We start from the raw sequence: 20,469 nt of genomic DNA, 5'->3' as shown, positions 1-20,469 counted from the left end.
AGATGCGCCCAGCCCGGGCGGCGGTCAAATCACCGATCCTGTGCGCCGATACGCAGATCTTGTCCTGGGACGGCTATTTCCCCGGCCCCACCTGCTGCATCCGCAACAGCGTGCTCACCGGCGCGGGCGCGACGCCTTCGCGGTCGGCGCGGTTGCCCCACAGCGTCAGCGCGGTGATGGTTTCGGGGTTCAGCTCGGCCAGAAGCGCCACGCTGCCCTGCTGGCGCGCGCGAAACGCCGCCTGGTCGAGAAAGCGCCGGATCACCCGGTCGTCCTGCCCCACCTCGCCGAGATCGCGGTAGATCTCGACCGCCGGGACATCGCGCGCGCGGGCCTGGCGCAGCGGCGTCGCCAGCCCGTGCGGCAGCGCCACGAGACCGCGCCCGTCGCGCGCCAGCCGGTCGAGCGCCTGCGCCGTCACGTCGCCATCGCTGTCGAGCCCGGCCCCGCCCGCATCGAGCAGCGCCACCGACTCGGGCAGCGTCGAAAAGGCCGCCTCATAGGCCACCTCGACATCCGACGGCGTGGCTCTCACGGGCAGCCGGACCAGCGCCGCGATCTCGTAGCCCGCCTCGCGCCAGCGCGTGGCGCGGGCGGCGGCGTCGGGCGCTTCGGGGTCGATGCCGATGGAGACCGGGAAGGGAATGCTCGACGCCGCCGCGACCGGCGCGTCGATCGCGCCGGTATCGACCAGCACCACCGACAGGCGCGGCGCGCCCGCATCCGCCATGTCCGGCGCGGCAAAGCGCAGCAGCGCCGGGGCGTCCTCGCCCAGCTCGGCGGGCGCGGCGCCCTCCGGCTCGTCCGTCGCGGCGCCGGGACGGCGGATCGTCACCGCGTCTTCGCCCGACAGCCCCGCGACCCGGCCCGGCAGGGGCCGGTCGGCGCTGTCGGGACTGGGCAGCACGGTGATGGTGCCCGGGGCGGGCTGATCGGGGCTTGGGGGCGCGGCCGGGCCCGTGGGCGCTGTCGGCGCGCCGCCATCGGCGGGCGCAGCCGCGATGGCGTCTTCGGGGGCCTGTTCTTCGACAGCCTGTTCGGGCGTCCGTCCGGGGGCCTCCGTCTCGGCCACCACGCGCGGCGATCGCGAGGGCGGCGGCGGCGGGTCGGTGACCACGGCGATGTCGGCCTCGTTCGCCGGGATCTCGATCACCCGCGATTGCGGGCCGGGCAGCACCGGCTCCTCCGCGCCCGGATCGATGCGCGGCGTTCGGACGATGTCGGGCGCCGCCCCCGGCGCGGCGATGCCCGCCTCGGCGCGCGGGCGCGCATCGGGGACGGTGTCGGCGGAGGGCGCCACGCCGCGCCCGGCGGGCACGTCGGCGCGCGGCGTCGATGGCAGCACGTCGCGGCCCGTGTCCGGGCGCGGTGCCAGCGGCATCTCGGTCATCGCCGCCGAGCCGGTCGGCGCGGCGGGGGCCTCGGCGCTGACCGGTGGCGGGGGCGTGGCGGCGCCCTGCCCGTCTGCGCCACCGGGGGTGGTGTCGGGCGCGTCGAACGCACCGGGGGTTTCGGGCTCCTGCGGCACCTGCGGCAGGGCGGCCCGCTCCGCGCCGGGCCGGTCCGAAGGCGCCCCCGGCAGGACCTGCACATCGCCGGTAAGCTCGATGACGGTCTCCGACTCGTCCGGCGCGCCGGGCGCCGCCGCGTCGGGCGCGCGGTCGGCGATGGGATCAGAGGGCGTCTCGGGCGTGTCGCTGCGCGGCGCCTCGGGCGCGATATCCGCCCCATCCGGCATCGCGGCCTCGCTCGGCACCAAGGCCGGGCTGTCGGCTGTCATGTCCCGGCGCGGCGGATCGCCGATGAGCGAGGCCACCGCCAGCGCCCCCGCCGAGACGATCAGACCCCAGATCCCACCGCTGATGAACCCCGATCCCACGTGTCCTGCCCCGCTGCACCGCGCCGCGCGGTGTCGCAATAGTCCCCGGACCTTGACGTTTCCCGCCTTGCGGTCCCATTTATGGGCCGACCTTACCAACGGACCACCGCCAAGCGGTAGCCCCGAATTTCAACGGCCGCGCGAGCGGTGCGGAGGGACGATGCTTCTCCTGATCGACAATTACGACAGCTTCACCTGGAATCTCGTGCATTATCTGGGCGAGCTGGGCGCCGAAGTCGTGGTGAAGCGCAACGACGAAATCGACGTGGCGCAGGCCATGGCGCTGCGGCCCGACGGCATCGTGCTCTCGCCCGGGCCCTGCGATCCCGACCGCGCAGGGATCTGTCTCGACCTGACCCGCGCCGCTGCCGATGCCGGGATGCCGCTCTTGGGCGTCTGCCTCGGCCACCAGACCATCGGCCAGGCCTTTGGCGGCCGGGTCGTGCGCTGCCACGAGATCGTGCATGGCAAGACCGCCGACATGCTGCACGAGGGCGGCGGCGTCTTTGCCGGGCTGCCCTCGCCGTTCAAGGCGACGCGCTACCATTCGCTGGTGGTCGAGCGCGACAGCCTGCCCGATTGTCTCGACATCACCGCCCGGCTCGCGGATGGCACGATCATGGGGCTGGCGCATCGCGACCTGCCGATCGAGGGCGTGCAGTTCCACCCCGAGAGCATCGCCTCGGAACATGGTCACCGGATGCTGAAGAACTTTCTCGACCGGCTGCCGGGGCAGGCCCCCGACCGCGCGCCGGGCGCCCCGGTGGCAGCATGAGCGACCGCCTGAAGCCGCTGATCGCCACCGCCCTGACCCGGCCGCTGTCGCGCGATGAGGCCGAGGCCGCGTTTTCCATCCTGTTCGACGGCGACGCCACGCCGGCGCAGATGGCGGCGTTTCTCGTCACGCTCAGGATGCGCGGCGAAACCGTGGCCGAGATCGCCGCCGCCGCGCATGTGATGCGCGCGCGCTGTCTCAAGGTGCGCGCGCCCGAAGGCGCGATCGACATCGTCGGGACCGGCGGCGACGGCAAGAACACGCTCAACATCTCGACCGCGACCGCCTTTGTCGTCGCGGGCGCGGGCGTGCCGGTGGCCAAGCATGGCAACCGCAACCTGTCGTCGAAATCGGGCACGGCGGATGCGCTGGGCCAGATGGGCGTGCAGGTGATGGTCGGCGCGGAAGTGGTCGAACGCGCGATCCGCGAGGCCGGGATCGGCTTCATGATGGCGCCGATGCACCACCCGGCGATGAAGCATGTCGGCCCGATCCGCGCCGAGATCGGCATCCGCACCCTGTTCAACATTCTCGGGCCGCTGACCAACCCCGCGGGGGTCAAGCGCCAGCTCACCGGTGCCTACGATCCCGCCCTGATCGCGCCGATGGCCGAAACGCTGGGCCGGCTCGGCTCGGAGCGGGCCTGGCTGGTGCATGGCGGCGACGGCACCGACGAGCTGTCGATCTGCGGGCCGTCCGAGGTCGCGTCGCTCGAAAACGGCAAGGTCGAGCGGTTCGAGATCAGCCCGTCGGATGCGGGCCTGCCCGAGCACCCGTTCGAAGCGATCCTCGGCGGCACGCCCGAGCAGAACGGCCGCGCGCTGTCGGCGCTGCTCGACGGGGCGCCGGGCGCCTATCGCGACGCGGTGCTGCTCAACGCCGCCGCCGCCCTGCTCGTCGCGGGCCGGGTGGAGGATCTGCGCGCGGGTGCCGCGATGGCCGCGACGAGCATCGACAGCGGTGCCGCGCGCCGCGCCATCGACCGGCTCGCCGCGATTTCCTCAGGGGTGGCGTGAGCGCGCCGCCCGAGGGCTGGGGCGACCTGCCCTTCTTTGCCGAGAACTGGCCCGCGCTGCGCGACCGGCTCGCCGCGCGTCCCATGGTCGAACCCGCGCCCGCGCACAGGTTCCGGGCGCTGGAGCTGACCCCGCCCGGGGCGGTGCGCGTGGTGATCCTCGGCCAGGACCCCTACCCGACGCCGGGCCACGCCACGGGTCTCGCCTTTTCGGTGCCGCCCGATCTGGCGCCGTTGCCGCGTTCGCTGCGCAACATCCACGCGGAACTGCGCGACGATCTCGGCTGCGCCCCGGCCAATGGCGACCTGACGCCATGGGCCCGGCAGGGCGTGCTGCTGCTCAACACCGCCTTGTCGGTCGAGCCGGGGGATGCGGGCGGCCATACGCGCTGGGGCTGGGACGTGCTGGTGTCGCAGGTTCTGGCCCGCGTCGCCGAGCGGCCTTGCGCCTTCGTGTTGTGGGGCAAGCATGCGCAGAAGGTGGCGGCGCCGCATCTGGGCCCCGATCATCTCGTGATCGAAACCGCCCACCCCTCGCCGCTCTCGGCGCGGCGCGGCTTTTTCGGCTCGCGCCCCTTCGGGCGCGTCAATGACTGGCTGGTGGCGCGCAAGGATGCTCCGATCGACTGGTGCGCCCCCGTCTGAACGCTTTCCAACCCCCTTTTCTGCCGGTAGAACCACCCCATGGACATTCTCGACAAGATCAAGGCCTACAAGCTCGAAGAGGTCGCGGCCCGCAAGGCGGAACTGCCGCAGGCCGATATCGAGGCGCGCGCCGCGCAGGCCCCCGCCCCCCGCGGCTTTGCCGCCCGCCTGACCGAGGCCGCGCGCGAAGGCTACGGCCTCATCGCCGAGATCAAGAAGGCCAGCCCCTCCAAGGGTCTGATCCGGGCCGATTTCGATCCGCCCGCGCTCGCCCGCGCCTATGAGGATGGCGGTGCGGCCTGCCTGTCGGTGCTGACCGACGGGCCGTCCTTCCAGGGCGCCGACGAATATCTCGTGCAGGCGCGCGACGAGACCTCGCTGCCGGTGCTGCGCAAGGATTTCCTCTATGATCCGTGGCAGGTGGCCGAGAGCCGCTCGCTCGGGGCCGACTGCATCCTGATCATCATGGCCAGCGTGTCGGACGCGCAGGCGCGCGAGCTCGAAGAGGCCGCCGAACGCTGGGGCATGGACGCGCTGATCGAGGTGCACGACCATGCCGAGCTGGAGCGCGCCGCCGAGCTGAACTCCAAGATGATCGGCATCAACAACCGCGACCTGAACACCTTCGAGACCTCGCTCGACGTGACGCGCAAGCTGGCCAAGCACGTGCCGGTCGACCGGATGATCGTCGGCGAAAGCGGGCTGTCGACGCCCGCCGATCTCGCCGAGATGGCGCGCTACGGCGTGCGCAGCTTCCTGATCGGCGAAAGCCTGATGCGGCAGGACGACGTGACCTCGGCCACGAGGTCGCTGTTGTCGCGCCCGCTCACCGCGCCGGGCGGCGCCTGATGCCGCTGACGCATTTCGACGCCGCGGGCCGTGCCCACATGGTCGATGTCACCGACAAGCAGGTGACCGACCGGCGCGCCGTAGCCGAAGGCGTCGTGAAGATGACGCCCGCGACGCTCGATCTCGTGCGCGAGGGGCGCGCGGGAAAGGGCGACGTGCTGGGCACCGCCCGTCTCGCCGGGATCATGGCGGCCAAGAAGACCGCCGAGCTGATCCCGCTATGCCACCCGCTGCCGCTGTCGAAGGTGACGCTGGAGCTTGAGCCCGACGCGGATCTGCCCGGCGTGCGGATCACCGCGACGGTGCGCACCACGGGGCGCACCGGGGTCGAGATGGAGGCGCTCACCGCCGTCTCCGTCGCCGGGCTCACCATCTACGACATGCTCAAGGCGGCGGAAAAAGGCATGGAGATCGGCGGCATCCGGCTCGCGCTCAAAGAGGGCGGGAAATCGGGGCGCTGGGAGGCGTGATCCCGGTCTCCGAGGCTCTCGACCGGCTGTTCGCGCTGGTCTCGCCGCTGCCCACACAGGAGGTCGGGCTGACCGCCGCACGGGGCCGGGTGCTGCGCGCCCCGGTGATAGCGATGCGCGACCAGCCGCCGTTTGCCGCCTCGGCGATGGATGGCTACGCGATCCGCGAGGCCGATCTCGCCCCCGGCGCGCGGCTTTTGGTGGCGGGCGAGGCCGCGGCGGGCCACGCCTTTGCCGGGCGGGTCGGCCCCGGCGAGGCGCTGCGCATCTTCACCGGCGCGCCGGTGCCCGAAGGCGCCGACCGCGTGGTGATCCAGGAGGACACGCGCCGCGACGGCGACCATGTCATCCTTGGCGACGGCATCTCCGACAACCGCAACATCCGGCCCGCGGGCGTGGATTTTGGCGCCGGTGACGCGCTTGGCGCACCGCGCCTGCTCGGCCCCGCCGACATCGCGCTTGCGGCGTCGATGAACGCCGACCGGCTTACCGTGTCGCGCCGCCCCGAGGTGGCGATCATCGCCACCGGCGACGAGCTGGTGGCGCCGGGCGGCGATCCGCGCCCCGACCAGATCATCGCGTCGAACGCCTATGGGCTGCACGGCATCGTCGAGCAGGCGGGCGGCACGGCCCGGCTTTTGCCGATCGCGGGCGACAGCATGGGCGCGCTGGCACAGGCCTTCGACCTGGCGCGCGGCGCCGACATCGTCGTCACCATCGGCGGCGCCTCGGTCGGCGATCATGATCTCGTGGGCGACGCGGCGGCCGAAGCCGGGATGGAACGCGCCTTCTGGAAGGTCGCGCTGCGCCCGGGCAAGCCGCTGATGGCGGGCCGTTTCGGCGAAGCGTTGCTTCTGGGGCTGCCGGGCAACCCGGTCTCGTCGATGGTCTGCGCGCATGTGTTTCTGGTGCCGCTGATCCGCGCGCTCTCGGGTCTCGCCCCCGCGCCCGCCCCGCGCCGCCTGGCCCGGCTGGCCGCGCCGCTGGCCGCCAACGGCCCGCGCGAACATTACCTGCGCGCCGCCACCGGGCCCGATGGCGTCACCGCGTTTTCCAAGCAGGACAGCTCGCTTTTGTCGGTGCTGGCGCAGGCCGATTGCCTGATCGTGCAACCACCGCACGATCCCGCGCGCGCCGCGGGCGAAACGGTCGATGTCATAGCGCTTTGAAGGGCTTGACACAAAACGGGAACAGTCATAGAACGGATCCCCAACCGTCTGCGCGCATAAAGGGGCAACCATGCTGACCCGTAAACAATCCGACCTGCTGGAATTCATCCACCGGCGGATCAAGGCCGACGGCGTTCCGCCCTCCTTCGACGAAATGAAGGACGCGCTCGATCTTCGGTCCAAATCCGGCATCCACAGGTTGATCACCGCGCTCGAGGAGCGTGGCTTCATCCGCCGTCTCGCGCACCGGGCGCGGGCGCTCGAAATCCTCAAGCTGCCCGAGGCGATGGAGGCGCGGCTCGCCGCCGAGCACGCGGCGCCCGAACCCGATCCCAAGCCCGCCGACATGCCCGCCGACATCGCGGCGCTGGCGCTGAACCTGCCGGTGATGGGCCGGATCGCCGCCGGTGTGCCGATCTCCGCGATCAGCGAGGTGAGCCACGAGATCGCGGTGCCCGGCACGATGCTCGGCTCCGGCAATCACTACGCGCTCGAGGTGCGGGGCGATTCGATGATCCAGGCCGGGATCAATGACGGCGACGTGGTGGTGATCCGCGAAACCGGCACCGCCGACAATGGCGACATCGTCGTGGCGCTGATCGAGGATCAGGAGGCGACGCTCAAGCGGTTCCGCCGCAACGGCAAGCGCATCGCGCTCGAAGCCGCGAACCCGGCCTATGAAACCCGGATCTACAGCGACGAACAGGTCCGCGTGCAGGGCCGGCTGGTCGGGCTGATCCGCAGCTACTGAACCCACAGGCGGCGGCCGGCGCGGTCGGCCACCGTCTCGATGCGCAGCCCCTCCGGCCCGAACCGGAGCGCGAGCGCGCCGGTGTCGCGCAGCCGGCGCGCGTCGAAGCGCAGGCAGGGGCGCGGCGCGGGATCGGGCTGGTTGGCGATCAGGATATCGGCGCCGCCACAGCCTCTCAGCGCGGCCAGCGCGGTCTTGCCGGTCACCTGAACGATCGTCGTCTCGCCCAGCCGCAGCCGCAGCACCCGCTCGACCCGGCGCAGGGCGCGCGGATCATGCGCCTGGGCCTGCGCGCGCCCGTCGCCATCATTCTCCAGCCAGGCCCGCGCGGCGAAACCATCGCCCCTGGGCTTCGACAGCGCCCGCCCCTCCCCGGTCATCAGCCCGACCAGCGCGCCGCTGTCGCTCACCAGCAGGTCGGGCCGGTCGGCCCGCAGCCAGAGCCCGGCGGCGAGCGCCAGCGGCACCAGCCCCGCCACCCGGCCCCGCCCCTGCCACAGCACCAGCCACAGCCCGCCCAGCGCCACCAGCGTCACGACCACGCCCGGCGGCGCGATCACCGCCGAACTGGCCCCGTCGAGCGCGGCGATCCGCGCGCTCACCCATAATATCCAGCGCGCGCCGTAATCGATCATCCACACCGCCGGCTGGTCGAGCCCGAGCGGCCCGGTCACCGCGAGGATCACCGCGCCGGGCATGACGAGAATGCCCATGGCGGGCGCGGCGGCGAGGTTGGCGATCAGCCCGTAATGGGCGACGCGGTTGAAATGCGCGGCGGCGAAGGGCGCGGTGGCGCCGCCCGCCACGATCGAGGTCAGCGACAACAACGCCACCGGCATCCACAGCCGCGCGAGGCCGCGTGGCCGGTGCCAGCCCGGCGGCAGGCGGCCCATGACGGCCACCAGCGCCAGCACCGCGGCAAAGGACATCTGGAAACCGGGGTTCAGGAGCGTTTCGGGCCGCAGCCCCAGCACGATCAGCGCCGCGATGGCGAGCCCCCGCAAGGACAGCGCCCGCCGGTCGGCCAGCACCGCGCCCAAGCTCACCGCGACCATGACGAAGGCGCGTTCCGTCGCCACGTCGCGCCCCGCCAGCGCGAGGTAGAAGGCGGCGGCGGGCAATGCCGTGGCCGCGGCGATCTTGCGCGCGTCGAGCCGGAGCGCCAGCGGCGGCACGGCGGCGATCGCGGCGCGCACCAGCCAGAACACGAAGCCCGCCAGCATCGCCATGTGCATCCCCGAGATCGAGACGAGGTGATAGAGATTGGCCTCGCGCATCGCGTCATTCGCCGCGCGCCCCAGCCCGGAGCGGTCGCCGGTGGTGACGGCGGCGGCAAAGCCGCCCGCCGCGCCGTCGATCCGCGCCCGGATCGCGGCGCTGAGCCGGGCCCTGATCCGCGCCAGCCATGCGCCATCGGCCCCGCGGGTCGAGGCCAGCAGCACCGGCACCCGGCTATAGCCCACCGCGCCGAGCCGGGCGAACCACGCGTGGCGGCGAAAATCGAAGCCTCCCGGCTCCGCCGGGCCCGGCGGCGGCGACAGATGCGCGGTCGTCATCACCCGCGCGCCGGGCGCGAGCGGCGCCACCACCGGGCCGTGCAGCGACAATCTCACCCGCTCGGGCACGCCGCGCACATCGTCGAGCCGCACCCGGTCGAGCGTGATCCGCAGCACGTCGCTCTGGGCGCGGTCGATCTCGACGATCCGCCCCTCCACCGGGCCGTAATAGCGAAATCCCAGCACCGGCGCGGCGAGCCCATGCGCCCGCGCCCCCGCCAGCAACAACCCCGCGCAGACCAGCAGCCCGCCCGTCGCCAGCGCCGCATAGGCCGAGCGCCGCAACACGAACCGCGCCATGACGCACAGCGCCGCCAGCCCCGCCGCGGCGCCGTAGACGGCGGCACCCGGTTCGTCATGCTGCGCGAACCAGAGGCCGATCCCGGCGCCAAGACAGACCGGCGCCCAGCAGGCGAGCGATCCGCGCTGCCGCGCCAGCGCCGCCGCGCCCCGCGCGAAGCAGGCCAAAACCGCCCCGATGAGCCATGCTTGTTTCCGTGCCCCGACCTGAGTATCCCCCATGCAAGCAAGGCTGCGCCCAGCATGGTTAGCGAAAGGTTAAATCTCCCCGACATGTCCCAGACCCCGGTCGTCACCCGCTTCGCCCCCTCTCCCACCGGCGCGCTGCATATCGGCGGCGCGCGCACCGCGCTGTTCAACTGGCTCTATGCCCGTGGCCGCGGCGGCAAGTTCCTGCTGCGCATCGAGGACACCGACCGCGCCCGCTCCACGCCCGAGAACACGCAGGCCATTCTCGACGGGCTGACATGGCTCGGGCTCGACTGGGACGGCGAACCGATCAGCCAGGCGGCGGGCGCCGAGCGCCACGCCGAGGTGGCCCGCCGGATGCTGGCCGATGGCACGGCCTACAAGTGCTTTTCGACCCAGCAAGAGATCGAGGCGTTCCGCGAGGAGGCCCGTGCCAAGGGCGGCTCGACGCTGTTCCGCTCGCCCTGGCGCGACGTGGCCGAGGCCGATCACCCCGACGCCCCCTTCGCGATCCGCATCAAGGCGCCGCGCGACGGCGCCACCACCATCCGCGACGAGGTGCAGGGCGAAATCACCATCGGCAACGACCAGCTCGACGACATGGTGCTTTTGCGCTCGGACGGCTCGCCGGTCTACATGCTCGCCGTCGTCGTCGACGATCACGACATGGGCGTGACCCACGTGATCCGGGGCGACGACCACATGACCAACGCGTTCCGGCAGGCGATGATCTACCGCGCCATGGGCTGGGACCTGCCGGTCTTCGCCCATGTGCCGCTGATCTTCGGACCCGATGGCAAGAAGCTGTCGAAGCGCCATGGTGCGACGGGGGCCGCGGAATACCAGCAGATGGGCTACCCGGCGGCGGGGATGCGCAACTATCTCACCCGGCTCGGCTGGAGCCATGGCGACGCCGAGTTCTTCTCGGATGCCGAGGCGCGCGACTGGTTCGATCTGGGCGGCATCGGCAAATCGCCGGCGCGCTTCGATACCAAGAAGCTCGAAAACCTCTGCCGCCAGCACATCGCCGTCGCGGACGATGCCGCGCTGCTGCATGAAACCGAAGCTTTCCTCGACGCGACGGGGCAGCTTTCGTTGACCCGGGCGCAGCGCGACGGGCTCCTGCGGGCGATGCCGCATCTCAAGGACCGGGCCAAGATTTTCCCGGAACTTCTTGAAAAGGCTCATTTCGTCCTCACCGAACGGCCGATCGAGCCGGATGCGAAATCGGCCAAGGCGCTGGATGATGTATCCCGTGGTATACTGGCAGAATTGACGCCGCAGCTGCAAACTGCTAGCTGGGAGCGGGAGGCGCTGGAGGGGGTTGTGACCGCTCTGGCCGAGGTGCATGGCCTTGGCTTGGGCAAGATTGCAGGGCCGCTTCGCGCGGCGCTGGCGGGGCGCATGGTCAGCCCCAGCGTATTCGACATGATGCTTGTGCTCGGCCGCGACGAAAGCGTGGCACGGATCGGGGACGCGGCGGCCTGAGAGACTGGCCCGCCTTCCGCCCGAAACTATGTGGCAGCGCGGCATCGAGAGATCTGAGTCGCGCGCCGCCCGTGGCGGCGGCGGGAACATGAAGGGGACCTGAATGGCCGAAACCACGAAAACCGCCAAGCTGACGATCGACGGCGAAAGCTTTGATCTGGCGATGTACGCCCCCACCGACGGGCCCGAGGTCATCGACATCCGCAAGCTCTATGCGCAGGCGGGCGTCTTCACCTATGACCCGGGCTTCACCTCGACCGCGTCCTGCGACAGCACCATCACCTATATCGATGGCGAAGCGGGCGTGCTGACGCATCGCGGCTATCCGATCGGTCAGCTCGCCAAGGAATCGCATTACCTCGAGGTGTGCTACCTGCTGCTTTACGGTGAGCTGCCCTCGGCCGCCAAGCTCGAGGAATTCGAGACGCTGGTGACGCGTCACACGATGATCCACGAGCAGATGCACAACTTCTTCCGCGGCTTCCGCCGCGACGCGCATCCCATGGCCACCATGGTCGGCGTGGTCGGCGCGATGTCGGCCTTCTACCACGACAGCACCGACATCAACGACGAGCACCAGCGCGAGGTCGCCTCGATCCGCCTGATCGCCAAGATGCCGACCATCGCGGCGATGGCCTACAAGTACTCGATCGGTCAGCCCTTCGTGTATCCGCGCAACGATCTCGACTACGCGTCGAACTTCCTGCGCATGTGCTTCAGCGTCCCGGCCGAGGAATACGAGGTGAACCCGATCCTCGCCCGCGCGATGGACCGGATCTTCACCCTGCATGCCGATCACGAGCAGAACGCCTCGACCTCGACCGTGCGGCTGGCCTCGTCCTCGGGCGCGAACCCGTTTGCCTGCATCGCGGCCGGCATCGCCTGCCTGTGGGGCCCTGCGCATGGCGGCGCCAACCAGGCCTGCCTCGAGATGCTGCGCGAGATCGGCACGCCCGACCGGATCCCCGAGTTCATCGCCCGCGCGAAGGACAAGAACGATCCGTTCCGCCTGATGGGCTTCGGCCACCGGGTCTACAAGAACTTCGACCCGCGCGCGAAGGTGATGAAGGAGAGCGCGGACGAGGTGCTCGACCTGCTCGGCGTCGAGAACAATCCGACGCTTCAGGTCGCCAAGGAGCTGGAGCGCGTCGCGCTCGAGGATCCCTACTTCGCCGAGAAGAAGCTCTACCCGAACGTCGATTTCTACTCGGGCATCATCCTCGACGCGATGGGCTTCCCGACCTCGATGTTCACGCCGATCTTCGCGCTGGCGCGCACCGTCGGCTGGGTGTCGCAGTGGAAGGAGCAGCTCGCGGATCCGCAGCTCAAGATCGGCCGCCCGCGCCAGCTCTATCTCGGCGAGGCGCAGCGCGACTATGTCGACATCGAAAAGCGCTGATCCGTTTTCCGGTTCGGCACAGGATGCATGAGAGGGCCCGGCGGAATCGCCGGGCCCTTTTCACGTTGCGGCACCGGGCTGAAACGCCATCTTTGCGCCACGTTTCGACACCGTATTCGGCCCTTTTTGACGCGGCGGGCAGGTCGCGAACCAATCGCGACCTGCGAATTTCATTGTTCACGCGGACACCTGTCCATCGGGACATGTCCCCCGATACAGGTCTCTCGGAAGAGACTCCGTTTTCCTGAAGAAATCTCGCAGCCGCTCTCTTTCGTATAGATGACCTATACCGTGGAGACCTATCCATTGGGCTAAGTGATTGGAGAAAAAGGGCATTTTCAGACCCAGAGCGAACCTTGCCACCTGAATGCCGCAATTCGCGGCGATACAGAATGCGTTCACTTCAACGAGTGCAGATCTTCAGGTTCGACCGAAAGGATAGTTCAATGTCGGCTCATATCGCGATGCAGTTCACCCCCACCCCCGAATCCGCCGACGCCACTTTCGGCCGGGACGTTCAGGTGCATGTCGCTCTGCATGAGACGGCCGATGGCGGGATCACGATCGACCTGCGGATGAACGACGATGCGGGCCAGGGGCTCGGGCTTGCCGCGCTGGTGTTCGATTTCGCCGATCACGAACTGCTGGCGGGGCTGAGCCTGACCGGGCCGCGGCTGCGCGGGCAGAACTTCTCGGCCGGGCGGGTGCGGGCCACCGGCGACGCGGCGCGTGGCTTCGATTGCGGCGCCAGCTTCTGCCGGGCGCAGCAGGCGCAGCGTGGTCGGGCGCCGCGCGACACCGCCGTGCATCTCGCGCATGACAGCCTGAGCATCACGCTCGACGACCTGGCGGGCCGGGCCTTCGCGCTGCACCTGGTGCCGACGGCGGCGAACCACGCGCCCTGCGCGGGTTTCGTGATCGAAGGTTGCCTGCCCGCCCGCCCCGCGCGCCGGGACCGGGTCGCGGCCTCGACCGACGGGTCGGTCTTCGGCGGCGTGTTCGACGAATTCGTGTCGCGTCTGGCGGCGCCGCTGGGCAACGCCGCCTGAGCCGCGCTCAGCGGCCTTCGAAGCGCGGCGCCCGCTTTTCGACGAAGGCGACCACCCCTTCCCTGAAATCGCGGCTGCGGCCGCAGACGCCCTGGTGGCGCGCCTCGGTGGCGAGCTGCTCTTCGAAGCTGGCCTCGGGGCTCGCGCGCATCGCTTCGCGCAGCTGGCGGTAGGTTTCGGTCGGCCCCGCCGCGAGCTGGGCCGCGCGGGCGCGCCAGCGCTCCTCGAAATCGGCCTCCGTCGCCGCCTCGTAGATCATTCCCCAATCCGCCGCCTGCCGCGCCGGGATCCGGTCGGCGAACAGCATCGCGCCCATCGCCCGCGCCGTGCCGACCTGCCGCGGCAGGGTCCATGTGCCGCCCGCGTCGGGGATCAGCCCGATCCGGGTGAAGGCTTGGGTGAAATGCGCCGCCTCCGAGGCGATCGCCACGTCGCAGGCCAGCGCGAGGTTGGCCCCCGCCCCGGCCGCCGCGCCGTTGACGGCGGCGATGCTCGGCACGGCCAGGTCGCGCAGCGCCATGAGCATCGGCACGTATTCGTCGCGCAGCACCCGTTCGAGATCGGTGGCGTTGGCATTGCCGGTATCGCCCAGATCCTGCCCCGAGCAGAAGGCCCGCCCCGCCCCGGTCAGCACCAGCACCCGCGCCGCGGCGTCGAGATTGCGCAGCGCATGGGTGATCTCGGCCCGCATCTGGGTGTTGAGCGCGTTCATCACCGCCGGGCGGTCGAGCGTCAGCAGCGCCACGCCGTCCTCCAGCGCGAGGCTGATCGTCTGGTATTCCATGGATGGTCTCCCCTAAGTCCCGCGCGAAGCCTACAGGCGCGCCCGCGCGGCGAAAGGGGCAACCAAGCGTCAGGACGGGCGCCGGGAAACCGTCAGGGTTTCAGGATATCCCTGAGCTTGGCTTCCTCCTCCTCCGACAACCGGTCCTCGGGGCCCGAGGCGCGGCGGCGGATCGACACGAAGGCCACGCCGCCCGCGACGATCAACAGCCCCGGCGCCGCGAGCCACAGGATCAGGTTGGCGCCCGACGCATCGGGCCTGAGCAGCACGTATTCGCCGTAGCGATCGACCACGGCGCGCATCACCTGCGCGTCGCTGTCGCCCGCCAGCAGCCGCTCGCGCACATAAAGGCGCAGGTCGCGGCTCACGCCGGCATTGCTTTCGTCGATGCTCTCGTTGCGGCAGACCGGGCAGCGCAGCCCGGCGCTGATGTCGCGCGCGCGCGCCTCCAGCGCCGGATCGTCGAGCACCTCGTCGGGCTCGACCGCGAAGGCGGGCGCGGCAAGCGCGAGCGTCGCCGCGAGCAGGAGCGCCGCCCGCCTCATTGCGCCGCCACCGGCGCGGGCGACTTGCGCCGCGCCCCCGCCGCCACGCGCATCCGCCGATCCGACAGCGAGACCACGCCGCCCAGCGCCATCAGGATCGAGCCGCCCCAGATCCACGCCGCCATCGGCTTGATGTGGCTGCGCACGGCCCAGCCGCCGCCCTCCTGCGGATCGCCGATGACGATGTAGAGATCGCGCCAGATCCCGCCATCGATCCCGGCCTCGCTGGTGGGCATGCCCGCCACCGGGTAGAACCGCTTTTCGGGGTGCAGCGTCGCGATCTTTTCGCCGTCCACCCGCGCGGTGAGATCGCCCATGGTGGTGATGTAGTTCGGCCCCTCGGTCTCGCGCACCGCGTCGAGGGTCAGCTCATAGCGCCCGAGGGTCCAGCTGTCGCCGATCTCGGCGATGCGGATGTCCTCCTGCTGCCAGGCGAGCAGCCCCGCGATGCCGATGATGGTGACGCCGAGCCCGCCATGCGACAGCCCGCGCCCCCAATCGGCGCGCGGCAGCCGCCGCAGGCGGCCAAGCCGCGCCACCGCCCCGCCGCGCCCGGTGCGCGACCACAGATCGACGCCCGCGCCACCGATCACCCAGCCGCCAAGCGCAAGGCCCAGCGGCCCGAGCGCCGAGCGGCCCGACCCCAGCGCATAGCCCATGAGCAGCAGCGCCCCCGCGAGCACGGCGGCGGGCCAGAGCTGGCGCAGCACCCGGCGCCCGGTCGCGCGCTTCCACGCCAGCAGCGTGCCAAAGGGCAAGAGCAGCCCGAGCGCCACGAAGAACGGCGTGAAGGCCGCGTCGAAGAAGGGCGGGCCGACCGAGAGCACCCGGTCGAAGGCCATCTCGGCCACCAGCGGCCAGACCGTGCCGACGAAGACCACCATGGCCGACACCGCGAGCAGCACGTTGTTGGCCACCAGCGCGGACTCGCGGCTGACCAGCCCGAACACGCCCTTGGCCTCCATCGCATGCGCCCGCGCCGCATAGAGCGTCAGCGCGCCGCCGGTGAAGACCGCGAGGATCGCGAGGATGAACACCCCGCGCGCCGGATCGGTGGCAAAGGCATGCACGCTCGTCAGCACGCCGGAGCGGACGATGAAGGTGCCCAAGAGCGAGAAGCTGAAGGCGAGAATCGCCAGAAGCACGGTCCAGCTTTTGAGCGCCTCGCGCTTTTCGGTGACGATCGCCGAATGCAGGAGCGCGGCGGCGAGCAGCCATGGCATGAAGGAGGCGTTCTCGACCGGATCCCAGAACCAGAAGCCGCCCCAGCCCAGCTCGTAATAGGCCCACCAGGAGCCCAGCGCGATGCCGACGGTCAGAAACAGCCACGCCGCCAGCGTCCAGGGCCGGACCCAGCGCGCCCAGGCGGCATCGACCCGGCCTTCGATCAGGGCGGCGACGGCGAAGGAAAACGCCATCGAGAGACCGACATAGCCGAGATAGAGAAACGGCGGATGGAAGGCGAGGCCGGGGTCCTGCAGGAGCGGGTTGAGATCGCGCCCGTCGAAGGGCGGCGTGGCCACGCGCAGGAACGGGTTCGAGGTGAACAGCAAGAACGCCCCGAAGGCCACGCCGATCGAGGCCTGCACCGCCAGCACGCGGGCGCGCAGCCGGTCTGGCAGGTTGCCGCCGAACCACGCGGCGCTGGCGCCGAACCCCGCGAGGATCAGCAGCCACAACAGCAGCGACCCCTCGTGGTTGCCCCAGACGCCGCTGATCTTGTAGAGCATCGGCTTGAGCGAATGGGAATTGTCCACCACCAGCTTTACCGAGAAGTCCGAGGTGACGAAGGCCACCGTCAGCGCCGCGAAGGCGAAACCGGTGAGCGCGAATTGCGCGGTGGCGGCGGGCTCGGCCACGCCCATCCAGCCACGCCAGCCCTTTTGTGCGCCGATGAGCGGCACCACCATCTGCACGATGGCGGTGGCAAAGGCCAGAATCAGGGCGAAATGTCCGAGTTCGATCAACATAGCCAAGCTTGTAACCGATCCGCCCGCCCGGCGCTATCGCGCGCCGGGAGCGGATCGTCGCGCCAAAGCGCCGCAGCGGTCACGCCTGCGTGCGCCACCAGTCCTCGAGCGCCGGGTTGGCGTCCGCGCGGGGCGGCCCATGCCCCGCAGGGGCGGGGGGCCGCGTCTGCATCCGGGCCAGCGCCGCGGCCATCTCGCGCTCGAAGCTCTGGCCGTGGCTCTGCATCCGCGCCCCGAAGTAGAAGCTGACGATCGCCCCCATCAGCCACCACAACGGTTCGGGCACCAGCGCCAGCCCCTGCATCCGGGCGGAGAACCAGGCCGGGTCGGCCATTGCCGCCCCGATCAGCCCCAGCGTGCCGAAGGCCATCATGGGGCGCGGCAGCCGGTTCAGCCCGTCGATGAACCGGTCCCAGCCGCCGCGCCGCGCGCGCGCCATTTCGGCGGCGAACTGCGCCAGCGCCTCGGAACGCTGCGTGGCGGCACGCGCCGCCCGGCCTTCGGCGTTTTCGCGAAACGCCTCGACCGTGTCGACCACCATGTTGCGGCGCGCCCCGAACAGCGTGGTGAATATCCCGCCGATCACCCCCGCCGGTCATCCCCATGCCGCCACCCGTTCGCGATGCGCCGCCTCGCTCAGGTGATAGCGCGGCGAGATGAACTCTTCGGCCCGGGTGATCCAGCCGCCCTTGCCGCCATCGCGGCGGCGGGCGTATTTGCGGCTCGCCGGGCGGCGATCGGCGAGGCTGTAATAGTAGTTGCGCCGCGCGATGCCGTAGGCGTCGGCGAGATGATCGGGCGCGGCCGCCTGCGCGCGGGCCGCCGCGGCGATGGTCTGCGGCCCGATGATGCCGTCGACCGCGACCGGAATGCGCATCGCCACGAAAAGCCGTTGCAGGATCTTCACCGCGTGGGCGCCGGAATTGACATACATGTCGAACACCGAGGCCCGCAGGCTTTCGGGCAGCGCGTCGATGCGCGGGCGGCGGTAGTAATGCTCGATGAAGATGTCGGTGGCCTGCGCGGGTGTCAGCCGCTTCACATCGGCCTTGGTGACCGCGCCATCCCCGTCGAGATCGAGCCCGAGCCGCCGCAGCGTGCCGATGGTGACGCCGTGTTTCGTCGCCCCGCCCGGATCGTCGGGGTCGTCGACATATCCGCCTTCGCGCGCGACGATCCGTGCCGCGATCTCTTCCACGCTTTTCATTCCGCGCCCCTTCGGTGATCCCGGACGCAAGAGTGCCTAAGCTTCGTTAATTCGACGCCGCCGCGGCGTTCGGTGCCTTGTAGACGCCCTGCTCTTCGAGCGCGTCGATCACCTCCTTGGGCATGTAGCTTTCGTCATGCTTGGCGAGGATCTCGATCGCCTCGAACCGCTCTCCGGTCCAGCGGCCCTGCCCGACCATGCCCTGCCCCTCTTCGAAGAGGTCTGGCAGGATGCCGGTATAGGCGACCGGCACCGAGGCCGTGCCGTCGGTGACCGAGAACGTCACCGTTTCGCCCTGCCCGCGCTTCAGCGTGCCGTCCTCGACCAGGCCGCCAAGGCGGAACACCTCGTTCGGCGCGGGCGGCTCGGCCACCAGCTGCGCGGGCGAGCGAAAGAAGTTGATGCCGTCGCGCATCGCGTATCCGATGATCCCGGTGGCGAGCACCAGCGCCACGGCGGCCAGCGCCAGCACCTGGATCCGGCGGGTCTTCTTCAGCCCGCGCATCAGGGAAACACCGGGGCCAGCATCAGCCCCTCGGTTTCGGGCAGGCCGAGCATCAAATTGGCGTTCTGCAGCGCCTGCCCCGACGAACCCTTGCACAGATTGTCGAGCGTCGAGACGACGAGCGTGCGGCCCGAGACGCGGTCGCCCGCGACGCCCAGATGGCAGAAGTTCGACCCCTGCACATGGCTCATCCCCGGCAGCTTGCCGAAGGGCAGCACGCGCAGGAACGGCTCATTGGCGTAGCGCGATGTCAGCGCCTCGTGAACGGCTTGCGCGTCACCCTTCACGTAGCACGAGGCGAGGATGCCGCGGTTCACCGGCACCAGGTGCGGGGTGAAGAGAATGCGCACGTCGCGCCCCGCGATGGCCGAGAATTCCTGATCGAATTCGCCCAAGTGCCGATGCGTGCCGCCCGCCGAATAGGCCAGCACGTCCTCGCTGCGCTCCGCAAAGAGCATGTTTTCCTTGAGCGAGCGGCCCGCGCCCGAGACCCCGTTCTTGAGGTCGCAGACGATGTCGTCGAGATCGATTAGCTCTTTCTCGATCAGCGGACGCAGCGCGAACTGCACGGTCGCCGCGTTGCAGCCCGTTCCTGCAACGAGCCGGGCCGCGCGGATCTCGTCGCGGTAGAATTCGGTCAGGCCGTAGACCGCCTCTGCCTGCAGATCCATCGCGGCATGGGGCTTGCCGTACCACTTCTCGTATTCGCCATCACCCCGCAGCCGGAAATCGGCGGAGAGATCGACGATCTTCAGATCCTTCGGCAGATCCGCGATCACCGCCTGGCTCATCGCGTGCGGCAGCGCGCAGAACACGATGTCGATGGCGGAGAAGTCGATCTGCTCGATCTTGCACAGCGCCGGCAGGTCGAGATGCGCAAGATGCGGGAACACCTCGCCCATCGCCATGCCTGCCTTGCGGTCGCCCGACAGCGCCGCGACCTCGAGCCCCGGATGGGTCGCGATCAGGCGGACGAGCTCGGCCCCGGTATAGCCGGAGGCCCCGAGAATGGCGGCGGAATGGGTCATGGCGTGGCTCCTGTCGGAGTATCAGATGGGAAGCATCAAGGCCGCGCGCCAGTGCCGGGCGCGGCCGAAACCGTGCGGCATCACGCCGCGACGAAATCGATCTTGCGGCGCAAGAACTGGGTCGCGCGGGTCGAGACCTGCCGCGGATTGCCGGTGGTCAGGAACCCGGCCTCGGTGCCCGGCCCGACCATTTCGGGCCGGCGGACAAGGTAATCGGCAAGGCTCTCGGCCACCAGATCGGCCTGGCTGAACACCTTGACCCGCGGGCCGAGCGCCTCCTGGAACGTTTCGGCCATCAGCGGGTAATGGGTGCAGCCGAGGATCGCGGCGTCGGGTTCGGGCATCTTGCGCTTGAGCGCGTCGACATGGCTGCGCACCAGCGCCTCGGCGAGGATCAGGTCGCCCTCCTCGATCGCGTCGACCACGCCGCCGCAGGCCTGCGCCTCGACATCGACGCCGATGGCGCGAAAGGCCAGCTCGCGCTGGAACGCGCGGGAGCGCACGGTGGCGGGCGTGGCGAACAGCGCGACATGTTTCACGTCCACCTCGCGCGGCGGCGAATTGTCGCCCCAGTGCCGTTCGGTCAGCGCCTCGATCAGCGGCACGAAGACGCCGAGCACGCGCTTGCCCTTGGGCACCCAGCCCTCCTGCATCCGGCGCAGCGCGGCGGCGCTCGCGGTGTTGCAGGCAAGGATCACCAGATCGCAGCCCGCGTCGAACAGCCGCTCGGTCGCGCGCGTGGTCAGGTCATAGATGTCGTCGGCGGTGCGCACGCCGTAGGGCGCATGGGCGTTGTCGCCGTAATAGACCAAGGGCAGCTCGGGCAGGCGCTTTTCGATCGCGCCCAGCACCGTGAGCCCGCCAAGGCCACTATCGAAAATCCCGACCGCCATCGC

At 70.4% G+C, this 20,469-nt stretch carries 20 protein-coding genes; 10 read left to right on the top strand and 10 right to left on the bottom strand.

The window, feature by feature from the left end; all coding sequences use genetic code 11:
- Positions 1–73: 73 nt before the first annotated feature.
- Positions 74–1,879, bottom strand: coding sequence for a divergent polysaccharide deacetylase family protein (locus LOKHON_RS06185; RefSeq protein ID WP_017928391.1), 1,806 nt, complete (start codon positions 1,877–1,879; stop codon positions 74–76).
- A gap of 160 nt (positions 1,880–2,039) precedes the next feature.
- On the opposite strand from LOKHON_RS06185, the gene LOKHON_RS06180 reads away from it, so the two are divergent.
- The 7 genes from LOKHON_RS06180 (at position 2,040) to lexA (ending at position 7,553) form a co-directional block, all read left to right on the top strand.
- Positions 2,040–2,654 (top strand): anthranilate synthase component II, encoded by a 615-nt coding sequence (locus LOKHON_RS06180; RefSeq protein WP_017928390.1) that lies wholly within the window; start codon positions 2,040–2,042, stop codon positions 2,652–2,654.
- Complete coding sequence (gene trpD / locus LOKHON_RS06175) at positions 2,651–3,670, top strand: anthranilate phosphoribosyltransferase (RefSeq protein WP_017928389.1); 1,020 nt, start codon at positions 2,651–2,653, stop codon at positions 3,668–3,670. The genes LOKHON_RS06180 and trpD overlap by 4 nt, the downstream gene beginning before the upstream one ends.
- Positions 3,667–4,314, top strand: a complete 648-nt coding sequence (locus LOKHON_RS06170; RefSeq protein ID WP_017928388.1) for a uracil-DNA glycosylase — start codon at positions 3,667–3,669, stop codon at positions 4,312–4,314. Before trpD ends, LOKHON_RS06170 begins: the two co-directional genes overlap by 4 nt.
- 39 nt (positions 4,315–4,353) lie before the next feature.
- The gene (trpC, locus tag LOKHON_RS06165) at positions 4,354–5,163 is read left to right on the top strand and encodes an indole-3-glycerol phosphate synthase TrpC (protein WP_017928387.1); all 810 of its coding nucleotides are present in this window, start codon (positions 4,354–4,356) and stop codon (positions 5,161–5,163) included.
- On the top strand, positions 5,163–5,633 hold the full coding sequence (gene moaC / locus LOKHON_RS06160) for a cyclic pyranopterin monophosphate synthase MoaC (protein ID WP_017928386.1): 471 nt from the start codon (positions 5,163–5,165) through the stop codon (positions 5,631–5,633). The genes trpC and moaC overlap by 1 nt, the downstream gene beginning before the upstream one ends.
- Positions 5,630–6,802, top strand: a complete 1,173-nt coding sequence (locus LOKHON_RS06155) for a molybdopterin molybdotransferase MoeA (protein ID WP_017928385.1) — start codon at positions 5,630–5,632, stop codon at positions 6,800–6,802. Before moaC ends, LOKHON_RS06155 begins: the two co-directional genes overlap by 4 nt.
- A gap of 70 nt (positions 6,803–6,872) precedes the next feature.
- Positions 6,873–7,553 (top strand): transcriptional repressor LexA, encoded by a 681-nt coding sequence (gene lexA / locus LOKHON_RS06150; protein WP_017928384.1) that lies wholly within the window; start codon positions 6,873–6,875, stop codon positions 7,551–7,553.
- On the opposite strand, the gene LOKHON_RS06145 is transcribed toward lexA, so the two are convergent.
- The gene (locus LOKHON_RS06145) at positions 7,547–9,631 is read right to left on the bottom strand and encodes a ComEC/Rec2 family competence protein (protein ID WP_110549217.1); all 2,085 of its coding nucleotides are present in this window, start codon (positions 9,629–9,631) and stop codon (positions 7,547–7,549) included. The two genes, lexA and LOKHON_RS06145, sit on opposite strands and share 7 nt — an antisense overlap.
- A gap of 51 nt (positions 9,632–9,682) precedes the next feature.
- On the opposite strand from LOKHON_RS06145, the gene gltX reads away from it, so the two are divergent.
- The 3 genes from gltX to LOKHON_RS06130 all read left to right on the top strand — a co-directional run bounded on the left by gltX (position 9,683) and on the right by LOKHON_RS06130 (position 13,534).
- On the top strand, positions 9,683–11,086 hold the full coding sequence (gene gltX, locus LOKHON_RS06140) for a glutamate--tRNA ligase (RefSeq protein WP_017928382.1): 1,404 nt from the start codon (positions 9,683–9,685) through the stop codon (positions 11,084–11,086).
- A gap of 103 nt (positions 11,087–11,189) precedes the next feature.
- Positions 11,190–12,485 carry a citrate synthase gene (locus tag LOKHON_RS06135; RefSeq protein WP_017928381.1) on the top strand — a complete coding sequence of 432 codons (1,296 nt, stop codon included), beginning with the start codon at positions 11,190–11,192 and terminating at the stop codon, positions 12,483–12,485.
- A 446-nt stretch (positions 12,486–12,931) separates the two neighbouring features.
- Positions 12,932–13,534 (top strand): hypothetical protein, encoded by a 603-nt coding sequence (locus LOKHON_RS06130; protein ID WP_017928380.1) that lies wholly within the window; start codon positions 12,932–12,934, stop codon positions 13,532–13,534.
- 7 nt (positions 13,535–13,541) lie between these two features.
- On the opposite strand, the gene LOKHON_RS06125 is transcribed toward LOKHON_RS06130, so the two are convergent.
- The 8 genes from LOKHON_RS06125 to LOKHON_RS06090 all read right to left on the bottom strand — a co-directional run bounded on the left by LOKHON_RS06125 (position 13,542) and on the right by LOKHON_RS06090 (position 20,466).
- Positions 13,542–14,318 (bottom strand): enoyl-CoA hydratase-related protein, encoded by a 777-nt coding sequence (locus tag LOKHON_RS06125; protein WP_017928379.1) that lies wholly within the window; start codon positions 14,316–14,318, stop codon positions 13,542–13,544.
- Positions 14,319–14,410: 92 nt separating this feature from the next.
- The gene (locus LOKHON_RS06120) at positions 14,411–14,863 is read right to left on the bottom strand and encodes a cytochrome c-type biogenesis protein (RefSeq protein ID WP_017928378.1); all 453 of its coding nucleotides are present in this window, start codon (positions 14,861–14,863) and stop codon (positions 14,411–14,413) included.
- Positions 14,860–16,833 (bottom strand): heme lyase CcmF/NrfE family subunit, encoded by a 1,974-nt coding sequence (locus LOKHON_RS06115; RefSeq protein WP_017928377.1) that lies wholly within the window; start codon positions 16,831–16,833, stop codon positions 14,860–14,862. The genes LOKHON_RS06120 and LOKHON_RS06115 overlap by 4 nt, the downstream gene beginning before the upstream one ends.
- A gap of 79 nt (positions 16,834–16,912) precedes the next feature.
- On the bottom strand, positions 16,913–17,374 hold the full coding sequence (locus tag LOKHON_RS06110) for a holin family protein (RefSeq protein WP_051585588.1): 462 nt from the start codon (positions 17,372–17,374) through the stop codon (positions 16,913–16,915).
- 54 nt (positions 17,375–17,428) lie between these two features.
- Positions 17,429–18,040 carry a holin-associated N-acetylmuramidase gene (locus tag LOKHON_RS06105; protein ID WP_017928375.1) on the bottom strand — a complete coding sequence of 204 codons (612 nt, stop codon included), beginning with the start codon at positions 18,038–18,040 and terminating at the stop codon, positions 17,429–17,431.
- Positions 18,041–18,086: 46 nt separating this feature from the next.
- Complete coding sequence (gene ccmE, locus LOKHON_RS06100) at positions 18,087–18,545, bottom strand: cytochrome c maturation protein CcmE (RefSeq protein WP_017928374.1); 459 nt, start codon at positions 18,543–18,545, stop codon at positions 18,087–18,089.
- Positions 18,545–19,573: an N-acetyl-gamma-glutamyl-phosphate reductase gene (gene argC, locus LOKHON_RS06095; protein WP_017928373.1), complete on the bottom strand. Its 1,029-nt coding sequence runs from the start codon at positions 19,571–19,573 to the stop codon at positions 18,545–18,547. The genes ccmE and argC overlap by 1 nt, the downstream gene beginning before the upstream one ends.
- Positions 19,574–19,653: 80 nt before the next feature.
- Positions 19,654–20,466 carry a glutamate racemase gene (locus LOKHON_RS06090; protein ID WP_017928372.1) on the bottom strand — a complete coding sequence of 271 codons (813 nt, stop codon included), beginning with the start codon at positions 20,464–20,466 and terminating at the stop codon, positions 19,654–19,656.
- Positions 20,467–20,469 lie beyond the last annotated feature (3 nt).

The sequence above is a fragment of the Limimaricola hongkongensis DSM 17492 genome (assembly GCF_000600975.2).
GTDB classification, from domain to species: Bacteria; Pseudomonadota; Alphaproteobacteria; order Rhodobacterales; family Rhodobacteraceae; genus Limimaricola; species Limimaricola hongkongensis.
The sequence above is the reverse complement of the archived record's forward strand: the minus strand, read 5'-3'. Positions and strand labels throughout refer to the sequence as shown.

Coding starts and splice junctions, on each gene's coding strand:
- LOKHON_RS06180 (WP_017928390.1), top strand. CDS start 2,040: ATGCTTCTCCTGATCGACAATTACGACAGCTTCACCTGGAATCTCGTG.
- trpD (WP_017928389.1), top strand. CDS start 2,651: ATGAGCGACCGCCTGAAGCCGCTGATCGCCACCGCCCTGACCCGGCCG.
- trpC (WP_017928387.1), top strand. CDS start 4,354: ATGGACATTCTCGACAAGATCAAGGCCTACAAGCTCGAAGAGGTCGCG.
- moaC (WP_017928386.1), top strand. CDS start 5,163: ATGCCGCTGACGCATTTCGACGCCGCGGGCCGTGCCCACATGGTCGAT.
- lexA (WP_017928384.1), top strand. CDS start 6,873: ATGCTGACCCGTAAACAATCCGACCTGCTGGAATTCATCCACCGGCGG.
- LOKHON_RS06145 (WP_110549217.1), bottom strand. CDS start 9,631: ATGGGGGATACTCAGGTCGGGGCACGGAAACAAGCATGGCTCATCGGG.
- gltX (WP_017928382.1), top strand. CDS start 9,683: ATGTCCCAGACCCCGGTCGTCACCCGCTTCGCCCCCTCTCCCACCGGC.
- LOKHON_RS06135 (WP_017928381.1), top strand. CDS start 11,190: ATGGCCGAAACCACGAAAACCGCCAAGCTGACGATCGACGGCGAAAGC.
- LOKHON_RS06130 (WP_017928380.1), top strand. CDS start 12,932: ATGTCGGCTCATATCGCGATGCAGTTCACCCCCACCCCCGAATCCGCC.
- LOKHON_RS06125 (WP_017928379.1), bottom strand. CDS start 14,318: ATGGAATACCAGACGATCAGCCTCGCGCTGGAGGACGGCGTGGCGCTG.
- LOKHON_RS06120 (WP_017928378.1), bottom strand. CDS start 14,863: ATGAGGCGGGCGGCGCTCCTGCTCGCGGCGACGCTCGCGCTTGCCGCG.
- LOKHON_RS06115 (WP_017928377.1), bottom strand. CDS start 16,833: ATGTTGATCGAACTCGGACATTTCGCCCTGATTCTGGCCTTTGCCACC.
- LOKHON_RS06110 (WP_051585588.1), bottom strand. CDS start 17,374: ATGGTGGTCGACACGGTCGAGGCGTTTCGCGAAAACGCCGAAGGCCGG.
- LOKHON_RS06105 (WP_017928375.1), bottom strand. CDS start 18,040: ATGAAAAGCGTGGAAGAGATCGCGGCACGGATCGTCGCGCGCGAAGGC.
- ccmE (WP_017928374.1), bottom strand. CDS start 18,545: ATGCGCGGGCTGAAGAAGACCCGCCGGATCCAGGTGCTGGCGCTGGCC.
- argC (WP_017928373.1), bottom strand. CDS start 19,573: ATGACCCATTCCGCCGCCATTCTCGGGGCCTCCGGCTATACCGGGGCC.
- LOKHON_RS06090 (WP_017928372.1), bottom strand. CDS start 20,466: ATGGCGGTCGGGATTTTCGATAGTGGCCTTGGCGGGCTCACGGTGCTG.